Source organism: Nocardioides sp., assembly GCF_034670285.1.
GTDB lineage: Bacteria > Actinomycetota > Actinomycetes > Propionibacteriales > Nocardioidaceae > Nocardioides.
The window spans coordinates 1-11,076 of the sequence record NZ_JAXMNS010000081.1 but is presented as its reverse complement, the minus strand read 5'-3'; the positions used below and the strand labels follow the sequence as shown (position 1 = coordinate 11,076).

Sequence of the window (11,076 nt, the reverse complement as noted above, 5' to 3'; positions counted from 1 at the left end):
GAGCGACGACCCGAGGCGCTCGTCAGACGCCTCGTCCGTCGAGAGCCGTCCCCTGAACGGGGTGACGGCCCTGGCTTTCGACCCCCTCGGCACCGACGGGGCCGAGAACGACGACGAGGCTCCCAGCGCCGTCGACGGCGACGCGGCGACCTCGTGGCCCACGCAGAGCTACAACGACCAGCTCGGTCCGCCGCCGGGGCTCAAGACCGGCGTCGGGCTCGCCCTCGACCTCGGTGGCGAGCAGCGCGTGACCGGGATCGACCTCACCCTGGTCGGCTCGCCGACCAGGTTCGCGCTGTACCTCTTCGACGAGGCGCCGACGAGCGTGGCCGACAGCACCCCCGCGGGCCGCGCCCGCGCACGCCGTACGACGGCCACGCTGACGCTCGACGAGCCCGTGACCGCCTCCTACGCCGTGGTGTGGCTGACCTCGCTCCCGGCTGAGGGCTCGCTCTTCCGCGGACGAGTCGCCGAGGTGGTCGTGCAAGCGGCGCCCGGCTCATGACGACCCCAGAGGTCGAGCGGTCGGACGCTGCCCTGCTGGCCGCCCACGTGGCCGGCGACCACGAGGCGTTCGGCGAGCTCTTCGCCCGTCACCGTGACCGGCTGTGGGCGGTCGCCCTGCGCACGATGAGCAACCCCGACGACGCTGCCGACGGGCTCCAGGACGGCATGGTCGCGGCCTACCGTCGCGCCGCCTCCTACCGAGGAGAGGCGCAGGTGACCACCTGGCTGCACCGGGTCGTGGTCAACGCCTGCCTCGATCGCCTCCGTGCGATGAAGGTGCGCCGCGCCGAGCCGCTGCCCGACGACCTCGAGGAGTACGGCAACCGGGGCTCGGTGATGACGGCCGCCGAGGACGACCCCGCCGAGACCAGCGTCCAGCTGGAGCAGCGCCGCCAGATCACCGACGCGCTCGCCACGCTGGCGCCCGACCAGCGGGCCGCGATCGTTCTGGTCGACCTCGAGGGCTACCCCGTCGCGGAGGCCGCCCAGATGCTCGGGTGTGCCGTGGGCACGGTGAAGTCGCGCTGCTCCCGGGGCCGCAAGAGGCTCGCCGTCCTCCTCGCCGACCTGCTGGACGACGACCCGCAGGGCCCGCGCTCGGCCCAGCGGGGGAACCCGCCGGGCGGCGGGGCCGTCCTATCCCCGAATCCACCCCGTGGTCCACCGGACACGACCGCCCGCTGACCACGACCTGCACCAGCAGCCCCTAGCAGTCCTGACGGCGCGCGAGCCGGGTACCCGCGCGTCGATCCACGCACCACCAGTTGAAAGAGTGACGCCCTGATGCCCGACCACGATCCCGAGGTGACCCCCGAGCAGGAGGCGCGCCTGCGCCGACTGCTCTCCGGGGCGCGCCACGCGGAACCGGTCCCGGACGACGTCGCCGCGCGTCTCGATCGCGTGCTCGAGCAGCTCGCCGCCGAAGAGCTGGACCCGGCAGCACACCGCACGGTGGTCGACCTGCACGCTCGTCGCAGGCGCCGGGTCACGAGCCTGCTCGTGGCCGCTGCTGCCGTCGTGGTCGTCGGGGTCGGGCTGGGTCAGGTGCTCGACCTCGGGTCCGGAAGCGACAGCTCCGAGGCGGCCTCGACCGCTGATCTCGCCGAGTCGGCCGAGGCCGACCGGTCGGAGGGGTCGACGTCCGACTTCTCCCGCTCCGAGGAGGGGGCCGAGGCAGACGCCGGTGCCTCGCAGCTGAGTCCCGTCGAGCCCGGCGCGTCCGCTCTCGAGAAGGGCTCCCCCCGCCCGCCCGTCCGACTGACCGAGGAGGCCTTCGCCAAGCAGGCCCTGCGCCTGCGTGATCGCCCCGGCGTCCGCTCCCTGCCGATGTCGGTCGTGCCCGGAGAGGCGCTGAGCCGCTCGGAGACCTTCGTCTGCGACACCGCCGACTGGGGCGCCGGACGACTGCTCGCCGCGCTGTACGACGGCGTCCCGGCGGTGCTGGCCTACCGGCCGGTGACCGGGGAAACCCAGACGGCCGACCTGCTGCGCTGCGGCACCGGTGAGATCCTGCGCTCGACCGTGCTGCCTGTGGGCGACTGACAGGCCCGGGACGTGAGCGGGCCGGCGGCGGCGGGAATCTGTCGCCCCTAGGATCGGTTCCACCAGGGTAGGCGCGCACCAGGCGCCCGTCCCCCGCGAGATCCGCCCCCTTTGAGGAGTTGCATCACCCCATGTCCGAGACCCGCAACGTGATCATCATCGGCTCCGGCCCCTCGGGCTACACCGCAGCGGTGTACGCCGCCCGGGCCAACCTCGCCCCCCTCGTCTTCGAGGGCTCCGTCACCGCCGGTGGCGCGCTGATGAACACCACCGAGGTGGAGAACTTCCCCGGCTTCCGCGACGGCATCATGGGTCCGGCCCTGATGGACGAGATGCGCGCCCAGTCGGAGCGCTTCGGCGCCGAGCTCATCGCCGACGACGTGGTCGAGGTCGACCTGACCGGCGAGCTGAAGGTCGTCAAGACCGCCACCGACACCTACACCGCACGCGCGGTGATCCTGGCCACGGGCTCGGGCTACCGCAAGCTCGAGCTGCCCAACGAGGACGCGCTCTCCGGTCGCGGCGTCTCGTGGTGCGCGACCTGCGACGGGTTCTTCTTCCGCGACCAGCACATCGCGGTCGTCGGCGGCGGCGACTCGGCCGTCGAGGAGGCGACCTTCCTGTCCCGCTTCGGGTCCAAGGTCTCCCTCATCGTGCGCCGCGACGAGCTGCGCGCCTCCAAGATCATGCAGGAGCGCGCACTGGCCGACCCGAAGATCGACATCATCTGGAACTCGGCCGTGGCCTCGATCAACGGCACCGAGAGCCTGGAGTCGCTGACCATCAAGGACACCGTCACCGGCGAGACCCGCGACCTCGACGCCACGGGGCTGTTCATCGCCATCGGGCACGACCCGCGCTCGGAGCTGCTCCAGGGCCAGGTCGACCTCGACGAGAACGGCTACGTGCTCGTGCAGGACCACCCCGCAACCGCGACCAACCTGCCCGGCGTGTTCGCGGCCGGCGACCTCGTCGACCACCACTACCGTCAGGCCATCACCGCAGCCGGCACCGGGTGCGCAGCCTCCCTCGATGCCGAGCGCTACCTCGCCGACCTCGACCACGCCGCCGCCACGGCCCCGGTCTCGACGGGCAACGGGACCGTCGCCGGAGCGGGCGTCGGCGCCTGAGGCACCCCCGATCGCGTCGGCCCGGGAACAACCTCCCGGGCGAAGACGTTCACACCACACTGGCGCTCGTGGCCTCAGGCCTTGGATCGTCAACCACACTTCGTAGAGTCCTAGGAAGGACATCACCATGGGCAACATCGCAGCCGTCACCGACGCCGAGTTCGACGCACAGGTCCTCAAGTCCGAGAAGCCGGTCCTCGTGGACTTCTGGGCGGAGTGGTGCGGTCCGTGCCGCCAGGTCGCGCCGATCCTCGACGAGCTCGCCGGTGCGCACGGCGAGAAGGTGAAGTTCCTGAAGATGAACGTCGACGAGAACCCAGTCACGCCGTCCTCCTACCGGGTCACCGGCATCCCCACGATCAACGTCTACCAGGGCGGCGAGGTCGTCAAGACGATCGTCGGCGCCCGTCCCAAGGCCGCGATCCTCAAGGAGCTCGCCGACTTCATCTGAGTCGACTGCAGCACTTTCCACCTAGGGGCCGCGCCGACTTCGGTCGGCGGGGCCCTACGTGCGTTGGCTGCGGGTCTCCGGGAGCGGGGTGGGCGCGGGCCGCAACGCGCCGACCAGACGGCCGAGTGCGGCCTCGACCTCCTCCCGCCAGGTCAGCGCCGAGCGCAGGTCCATGCGCATACGCGGGGTCGTCGGGTGGTGGCGCACGGTCCGGAACCCGACGCTGGCCAGGAAGTCGGCCGGCAGCACGCACGAGCGCGCGGGCACCCAGGCAGCGCGGCCGAAGGCCTCCACCGCCCGCACCCCGCCCCGCTCGATCAGGTCGGCGGCCATCGCCTGCACGAGCACCAGGCCCGAGCCGCGGTGCTCGGGCTCGACGTGGACGGTGGTCAGCACGACGGCGTCGTGCGAGACCGGGGCGGTGGCGAAGCGGGCGGCCCCCGGCACCAGCACCGCGGGCGCGTAGACGACGTACCCGGCCACGACGTCGTCGAGGAGCAGCACTCGGCCGCACGACCCCCACTCGCGCAGGACCGTCGACAGCCAGGCGTCCTTCTCGGCCACGCCCTCGTCGGCGCTCATCAGCGCGCGTCGGACCGGTGTCGCCTCCCAGGTCAGGCAGCGTGCGCACGGCACCCGGGCAGCACGCAGGTCGTCGAGTCGATCGGGGGTGAGACGGACGACCGTGCGCACTCCCCCAGTGTGCCCCCGTCGGCGCCGTCCGGACAGCCCCGTTGCTGATGTGCGGTGACCTGCGAAGATGACGAGGTGCGCCAGATCCGACAGAGCAAGAAGCTCCTCGACGTCCGCTACGACGTGCGGGGACCCATCCTGGTGGAGGCCCAGCGCCTCGAGGCCGAGGGCCACCGCATCCTCAAGCTCAACATCGGCAATCCCGCGCCGTTCGGCTTCGAGGCACCCGAGGCGATCCTGTCGGACATGACCCATCACCTCGCCGAGTCGCAGGGCTACAGCGACTCACGAGGCATCTACGAGGCCCGTACCGCCGTGGCGCAGTACTACCAGGGCCGCGGGCTGCGTGACGTCACCGTCGACGACGTCTTCATCGGCAACGGTGTTTCCGAGCTGATCTCGATGGTGCTCCAGGCCTTCCTCGACGACGGCAACGAGATCCTGGTGCCGGCGCCCGACTACCCGCTGTGGACGGGTGCCGTGACGCTCTCCGGGGGCAAGCCGGTGCACTACCTCTGCGACGAGAGCAACGACTGGAACCCCGACCTGGCCGACATCGAGGCCAAGATCACCGAGCACACCCAGGCCCTGGTGATCATCAACCCCAACAACCCCACCGGCGCGGTCTACAGCAAGGAGATCGTCGCCGGGATGGTCGACATCGCCCGGCGCCACGAGCTGGTCGTGTTCGCCGACGAGATCTACGAGAAGATCATCTTCGACGACGCCGTCCATCACCACGCCGCCGAAGCCGCGGGCAGCGACGTGCTGTGCCTGACGTTCAGCGGGCTCTCCAAGGCCTACCGGGTGTGCGGCTACCGCAGCGGGTGGGTGATGATCTCCGGCCCCCGCGAGATCGCTGAGGACTTCATCGAGGGCCTCACCCTGGTCGCCAACATGCGGATGTGCGCCAACGTGCCGGCCCAGCACGCCATCCAGACGGCCCTGGGCGGCTATCAGTCGATCGAGGAGCTGATCCGCCCCGGCGGGCGCTTCTACGAGCAGTCGATGCTGGCCCACCGTCTCCTGAACGAGATCCCCGGTGTGTCGTCGGTCAAGCCCCGGGGCGCGCTCTACTGCTTCCCCCGGCTCGACCCGGAGGTCTACCGCATCGACGACGACGAGGCCTTCGTCATCGACCTGCTGCGCGCCAAGAAGCTCCTGGTCACCCACGGCACCGGGTTCAACTGGCCCGACCCCGACCACTTCCGCCTCGTGACCCTGCCCGACGTCGCCATGCTCGAGGAAGCGATCGGACGGATCGCCGACTTCCTCGCCACGCGTCGCTGAGCACGCCCACCCACACCTGCTCCCGCTCCGAACCACCCCCGACCTGCCCCAGCCCTCACTCCAGGAGTCGTCCCATGCGTGACATCACCTACCCGCCGATCATCGTTGCGGCCAAGACGCTCTTCCGCCTCCTGGGCCAGGACTTCCGCATGACCGGCACCGAGCACGTCCCCCGGGAGGGCGGCGTGCTGCTCGCGGTCAACCACATCGGCTACGTCGACTTCGTCTACGGCGGCCTGGCGGCCAACCCCTCGAAGCGCCTGGTGCGCTTCATGGCCAAGCGCGAGATCTTCGACAACAAGTTCGGTGGGCCGCTGATGCGCTCGCTGCACCACATCGAGGTCGACCGAGGCGCCGGGATCGCCTCCATGGAGCAGGCCCTGAGCTATCTCAAGGCCGGGGAGGCCGTCGGCATCTTCCCTGAGGCGACCATCTCGCGGTCCTTCGAGCTCAAGGAGTTCAAGACCGGAGCGGTGCGCATCGCAGCCGATGCGGGCGTGCCGCTCGTGCCGGTCATCCTGTGGGGCACCCAGCGGATGATGACCAAGGACCACCCCAAGGACTTCTCTCGCGGCAAGACCATCTCCATCAGCGTGGGTGAGCCCCTGCACCCCACCGGCGACGACCCGATCGCCGAGACCGCCGAGCTCAAGCGCGTGATGGGTGCGCTCCTCGACGAGGCGATCCGCTCCTACCCGGCCGAGGAGCAGCCTCCCGGCTCGTGGTGGCTTCCCGCGTCGTACGGCGGCAGCGCTCCCACTCTCGAGGAGGCCGAAGCCCTCGACGTGGCGGAGAAGAAGGAGCGGGCAGCCCGTCGTGCCGCCAAGCGGGCGGCGCAGCAACACAAGTCGTGAACCACAAAGCCACCTAGTGATTAGTCACTAGGTGGCTTTGTCGACTTATAGCCGTGTGGTCAACGGAGCATCAGCTGGAGCCGGCGGCATCCCGGTCGATCAGGTCGACGATCCGACGAAGATCCTCGAGCGTGGCGAACTCGACGGTGATCTTGCCCTTGCGCTGGCCCAGATCGACCTTCACCCGCGTCTCGAGGCGGTCCGAGAGCCGCTCGGCGAGGTCTGACAGGCCCGGGGCCGTCGGTCGACGGCGCTGGGTGCGCGTCTCGGGCCGACCGGTGTCGCCGACTGCCACGATCTCCTCGAGAGCGCGGACGCTGATGCCCTCCGCCACCACGCGGGTGGCGAGGCGGTCCTGGATGTCGGCATCGGCCACACTCAGCAGCGCACGTGCGTGACCCGCCGAGAGCACCCCGGCGGCGACGCGTCGCTGGACCGCGGGACTGAGCTTGAGCAGCCGCAGCGTGTTGCTGATCTGGGGTCGTGAGCGTCCGATGCGTCCCGCGAGCTCTTCGTGGGTGCAGCCGAAGTCCTCGAGCAGCTGGGCGTAGGCCGACGCCTCCTCCAGCGGGTTGAGCTGGCTGCGATGGAGGTTCTCGAGGAGCGCGTCACGCAACATGTCGACGTCGTCGGTCTGGCGCACGATCGCGGGGATCGTGGTGAGCCCGGCGGCCTGAGAGGCACGCCACCGACGCTCACCCATGATGAGCTCGAACTCGCCCGCGTCACCGGACTCCCCCGAACCCGTCGAGCGGACGACGATCGGCTGCAGCAGACCGACCTCGGAGATGGAGTGCACCAGCTCAGCCATCGCCTCCTCGTCGAAGACCTGGCGCGGCTGGACGGCGTTCGGGGTGATCGAGGCGATCGGCAGCTCGGCGAAGTAGGCGCCGGCCACGTCGACCAGCGTCGGTCCCCCGGATTCCCTGCCGGACGCGTCTCCCGGCCGGTTCGGAGCGCCCCCACCAGCCACTGAGGAGCCTGGAGAGCTCGAAATAGTGCTGGTGGAAGCATCCTCAGCGCCGTGGCCGGCGCCGGAACCGTCGTCCTGGGTGCCCGGAGCGCTCTGAGGCACCTGGGGAGCGGTCGGAATCAGGGAACCGAGGCCGCGACCGAGGCCGCGACGCTGGGGAGCACCGGCGTTCACGAGCGCACCCCCCGCACGGCGATCTCGCGAGCGGCTTCGAAGTAGCTCAGTGCCCCCGGGGAGCCCGGGTCGTAGGTCATCACGGTCTGACCGTACGACGGCGCCTCCGAGACCCGGACGGAGCGGGGGATGGCGGTGCGCAGCACCTGGTCACCGAAGTGGTCACGCACCTCCTGGGCGACGCCGGCCGCCAGTCGGGTGCGGGCATCGAACATGGTGACCAGGATCGTCGAGACGGCGAGCTGGGGGTTGAGGTGAGCGCGCACCATGTCGACGGTCTCGAGCAGCTGGCCCAGACCCTCGAGTGCGTAGTACTCCGCCTGAATCGGGATCATCATCTCATCGCCCGCCACGAGGGCGTTCAACGTGAGCAGGCCCAGCGAGGGCGGGCAGTCGATGAGCACGTAGTCGAAGCGCTCCTCCCCCACCTCCGCCGCGGTACCGACCCAGGGGTGGCCGTGGATGGCCTTGCGAAGGCGACCCTCGCGGGCCACGACGCTCACCAGCTCGATCTCCGCGCCGGCCAGGTCGATGGTCGCGGGCACGACGAACAAGCCCTCGAGGTCTGGGCAGGCGGTGATCACGTCCGCCAGCGGCTGACCGTCCACCAGTGCGTCGTAGGTGGACGGAACTCCGCGGTGATGGTCGATGCTCAGCGCGGTCGAGGCGTTCCCCTGCGGGTCCAGGTCGATCACGAGCACCCGCTGCCCCAGCTGCGCCAGTGCGGCCGCGACGTTCACCGTGGACGTCGTCTTGCCGACGCCGCCCTTCTGGTTCGCGACCACCATGACGCGGGTCGCCTCCGGGCGCGCGAATGAGGCTGCGGTGCGTGCAGGATCCTGGCGGGCCAGCACCGTGTGCTGGGCTGCCCGTGCCAGGGGGGTCGCTTCGGCGTCATAGCCGTCGCCGTAGGCGGCGAGATCACCGGCGGTTCGGATGGGCACGTCTAACTCCGTTTCACGTGGAACATCCCTGTGCTCCGCCTCGGTTTCACGTGAAACCGGGACAGTGCCCTCAGGAACTCCAGGACCGTTCTGTGGAAAACCAATCTCGACCGACGCAGACCCGCCGGCCACACCCTCATCTGCCATGGGGGCGGCGGCGCTTCTTGCGGGACGAGCCCGAGCGTGCGGCACCAGCGGGCGCCTGCGAACCGAACGATACCGACGACGGGTCCGCCCAGGCGATGCGAACCACCCAGGTGCCCTCAGGAACTCGATCGGCACCGACCTCGGACACGTTCGCCGGCGCGCAGCCGCGCCGGGTCAGATCGGATGCCGCCTCCGCCACCTCGTCAGCGGCGCTCCCGCCCTTGAGGGCGATCATCTCGCCGTGCGGCGCCACCAGAGGCATCGACCAGTCGACGAGCTTGGGCAGCGCGGCGACAGCGCGAGACGTGACGACGTCGAAGGTCGACTTCCCCTGCAGCGCGTCCGCGCGACTGCGCACCACACTCACCCGATCGAGTCCGAGCTCGGCGACGACCTCCTCGAGGAAGGTCGTGCGCCTCAGCAGCGGCTCGACCAGAGTGATCGTGAGGTCCGGGCGGGCAATGGCGAGCACGATCCCGGGGAGGCCGGCACCAGAACCGATGTCACACACGGTGGCCTCCGGAGCGATCACCTCTTCCAGCACCGCACAGTTCAGCAGGTGGCGCTCCCACAGCCGCGGGGCCTCGCGCGGGCCGATCAGGCCGCGTACGACGCCGTCCGTGGCGAGCAGCTGGGCATAGCGCTCGGCGAGTGCCAGGCGGTCAGCAAACACCCCCCGCGCCTCAGCGGGCGCGGGGGGTGTCGCTGTTTCACGTGAAACCGACGGGTCCGTCATCGTGAATTCGGGCTGTCAGCCCGGCAGGACCACCACGAAGCGACGGGGCTCGACGCCCTCGCTCTCCGAGGAGAGGCCACCCTCGGCGACGGCGTCGTGCACGACCTTGCGCTCGAACGGCGACATCGGGTCGAGCGAGACCGGCGCCCCGGACTCCTTGACCTGCGCCACCGTCTGCTCGGCGAGAGCGATGAGCTCGGTGCGCTTCTCCGCGCGGTACCCGGCGATGTCGAGCATCAAGCGGCTCCGCTCCCCCGTCACGCGGTAGACCGCGAGGCGCGTGAGCTCCTGGAGCGCCTCGAGCACCCCACCGTCGCGACCGATGAGCATCTGCAGGTCGCCGCCCACGATGGAGACGGCGGCACGGTCGCCCTCGACGTCCATGTCGAGGTCTCCATCGAGGTCCGCGATGTCGAGAAGTTCTTCGAGGTAGTCCGCGGCGATGTCGCCCTCGGCCTCGAGCTGCTCGACTCGCGAGAGGCGGGGCTGCTCCGGCTGCCCTGAGTGGTCAGTGTGGTCGGAGTCGTCAGCCTGCTCGACCTCTGCGGCCTGACTGTTCTCGTCCACGGTGTCCTCGGTCTGGGTCTCTGCTTCGGCGCTCATCGTCCGCCTCTTTTCTTCTTGCTGCGGTGGGGTGTGCCGGGCTTGCCGGCACTGGTGCCGGGGGTTCCCGGCTGGTCAGGGGTGGTGTCCTCGCTCGCAACGGGGTCACTCGTCGGCGTCGCCTCACCGGCGGCGGCGTCCGGCGACGGACGGCGCGACGAGTTGTGCGGGTTGGCCTGGCGCTGCGCCTTCGACTGACGCTTGGGCTGCTGGCGCACCGCCGGACGGCGGTCGGTCTCGGGCTCCGGCTCGGGGATGATCTCGCCCGAGGCGATCCCGGCCTCACGCTCCTTGGCACGGTCGCGGTCCTGCTTGGCCTTGAAGGCCGGCGTTCCGGGCGCGGGGTTGTTGCGGATCACGTAGAACTGCTGGCACATCGTCCAGATGTTCGACGTCGTCCAGTAGAGCAGCACACCGATGGGGAAGGCGATGCCGCCGAGGCCGAAGACCAGCGGGAGCACGTAGAGGAGCATCTTCTGCTGCTGGGCGTAGGGCCCGGACATCGCGTCGGCCGGCATGTTCTTGCTCATCAGCTGGCGCTGCGTCAGGAAGGTGGTGGCCGTCATCGCGATCACGAGGATGAACGCCACGATCATCACGCCACCGTCGGGGGTGTCTCCCCAGGTACGGGCGCCCCAGAAGGACTCGTAGATCGGAACGGCGCCGCCGATCTTGGCCTCACCGAACTTGGTGGCGAGGTCCTTGGTGAGGAAGCCGTGCGGCGTCTGGTTCTTCGCCGCCTGGTCGAGCAGGCGGAACAGCGCGAAGAAGATCGGCATCTGCAGCAGCAGCGGCAGGCAGGACGCGAACGGGTTGGTGCCGGCGTCCTTGTAGAGCTTCATCGTCTCTTCGCCGAGCTTCTGGCGATCGTGGCCGTACTTCTTCTGCAGCTCCTTGACCCGCGGCTGGATCAGCTGCATGTTGCGCTGCGACTTGATCTGCTTGACGAACAGCGGAACCCGCCGCAGAATATATTTCAGAAAGACCGTGTCATCGGCCGCTTTCAGGGCATCGGGCGAATAGCCCAGCGTG

At 70.0% G+C, this 11,076-nt stretch carries 12 protein-coding genes and 1 pseudogene; 7 read left to right on the top strand and 6 right to left on the bottom strand.

Annotated elements, in window-relative coordinates:
- The 5 genes and pseudogenes from VOI19_RS06025 to trxA all read left to right on the top strand — a co-directional run.
- Window positions 1–505 (top strand): annotated as a pseudogene (locus tag VOI19_RS06025) (hypothetical protein); the annotation flags it as partial.
- Window positions 502–1,191 (top strand): RNA polymerase sigma factor SigM, encoded by a 690-nt coding sequence (gene sigM, locus VOI19_RS06020; RefSeq protein ID WP_323792052.1) that lies wholly within the window; start codon window positions 502–504, stop codon window positions 1,189–1,191. The pseudogene VOI19_RS06025 and the gene sigM, both read left to right, overlap by 4 nt.
- Before the next feature lie 99 nt (window positions 1,192–1,290).
- Window positions 1,291–2,049 carry a hypothetical protein gene (locus tag VOI19_RS06015; RefSeq protein WP_323792051.1) on the top strand — a complete coding sequence of 253 codons (759 nt, stop codon included), beginning with the start codon at window positions 1,291–1,293 and terminating at the stop codon, window positions 2,047–2,049.
- Between the two features lie 131 nt (window positions 2,050–2,180).
- A complete protein-coding gene (gene trxB / locus VOI19_RS06010; protein ID WP_323792050.1) occupies window positions 2,181–3,179 on the top strand; it encodes a thioredoxin-disulfide reductase in 999 nt (332 codons plus the stop codon).
- 127 nt (window positions 3,180–3,306) lie between these two features.
- On the top strand, window positions 3,307–3,630 hold the full coding sequence (gene trxA, locus VOI19_RS06005) for a thioredoxin (protein WP_323792049.1): 324 nt from the start codon (window positions 3,307–3,309) through the stop codon (window positions 3,628–3,630).
- A 54-nt stretch (window positions 3,631–3,684) separates the two neighbouring features.
- On the opposite strand, the gene VOI19_RS06000 is transcribed toward trxA, so the two are convergent.
- Complete coding sequence (locus VOI19_RS06000; protein WP_323792048.1) at window positions 3,685–4,323, bottom strand: GNAT family N-acetyltransferase; 639 nt, start codon at window positions 4,321–4,323, stop codon at window positions 3,685–3,687.
- Between the two features lie 75 nt (window positions 4,324–4,398).
- On the opposite strand from VOI19_RS06000, the gene VOI19_RS05995 reads away from it, so the two are divergent.
- Window positions 4,399–5,613: a pyridoxal phosphate-dependent aminotransferase gene (locus tag VOI19_RS05995; RefSeq protein ID WP_323792047.1), complete on the top strand. Its 1,215-nt coding sequence runs from the start codon at window positions 4,399–4,401 to the stop codon at window positions 5,611–5,613.
- Between the two features lie 74 nt (window positions 5,614–5,687).
- Window positions 5,688–6,467: a lysophospholipid acyltransferase family protein gene (locus tag VOI19_RS05990; protein WP_323792046.1), complete on the top strand. Its 780-nt coding sequence runs from the start codon at window positions 5,688–5,690 to the stop codon at window positions 6,465–6,467.
- A 70-nt stretch (window positions 6,468–6,537) separates the two neighbouring features.
- On the opposite strand, the gene VOI19_RS05985 is transcribed toward VOI19_RS05990, so the two are convergent.
- The 5 genes from VOI19_RS05985 to yidC all read right to left on the bottom strand — a co-directional run.
- On the bottom strand, window positions 6,538–7,614 hold the full coding sequence (locus tag VOI19_RS05985; RefSeq protein ID WP_323792045.1) for a ParB/RepB/Spo0J family partition protein: 1,077 nt from the start codon (window positions 7,612–7,614) through the stop codon (window positions 6,538–6,540).
- The gene (locus VOI19_RS05980; protein WP_323792053.1) at window positions 7,611–8,552 is read right to left on the bottom strand and encodes a ParA family protein; all 942 of its coding nucleotides are present in this window, start codon (window positions 8,550–8,552) and stop codon (window positions 7,611–7,613) included. Before VOI19_RS05980 ends, VOI19_RS05985 begins: the two co-directional genes overlap by 4 nt.
- Before the next feature lie 142 nt (window positions 8,553–8,694).
- Entirely contained in the window at window positions 8,695–9,441 is a 747-nt protein-coding gene (rsmG, locus tag VOI19_RS05975) for a 16S rRNA (guanine(527)-N(7))-methyltransferase RsmG (protein WP_323792044.1), read from the bottom strand.
- A 15-nt stretch (window positions 9,442–9,456) separates the two neighbouring features.
- Entirely contained in the window at window positions 9,457–10,044 is a 588-nt protein-coding gene (locus VOI19_RS05970) for a protein jag (RefSeq protein ID WP_323792043.1), read from the bottom strand.
- Window positions 10,041–11,076 (bottom strand): membrane protein insertase YidC (yidC, locus tag VOI19_RS05965; RefSeq protein ID WP_323792042.1); only part of this gene is annotated, 1,036 nt, incomplete at its 5' end. The genes yidC and VOI19_RS05970, both read right to left, overlap by 4 nt.

What these genes read in the sequence shown, in the direction of transcription:
- VOI19_RS06015 (WP_323792051.1), top strand. Translation starts at nt 1,291, where the DNA reads ATGCCCGACCACGATCCCGAGGTGACCCCCGAGCAGGAGGCGCGCCTG.
- rsmG (WP_323792044.1), bottom strand. Translation starts at nt 9,441, where the DNA reads ATGACGGACCCGTCGGTTTCACGTGAAACAGCGACACCCCCCGCGCCC.
- trxA (WP_323792049.1), top strand. Translation starts at nt 3,307, where the DNA reads ATGGGCAACATCGCAGCCGTCACCGACGCCGAGTTCGACGCACAGGTC.
- sigM (WP_323792052.1), top strand. Translation starts at nt 502, where the DNA reads ATGACGACCCCAGAGGTCGAGCGGTCGGACGCTGCCCTGCTGGCCGCC.
- VOI19_RS05990 (WP_323792046.1), top strand. Translation starts at nt 5,688, where the DNA reads ATGCGTGACATCACCTACCCGCCGATCATCGTTGCGGCCAAGACGCTC.
- VOI19_RS05970 (WP_323792043.1), bottom strand. Translation starts at nt 10,044, where the DNA reads ATGAGCGCCGAAGCAGAGACCCAGACCGAGGACACCGTGGACGAGAAC.
- trxB (WP_323792050.1), top strand. Translation starts at nt 2,181, where the DNA reads ATGTCCGAGACCCGCAACGTGATCATCATCGGCTCCGGCCCCTCGGGC.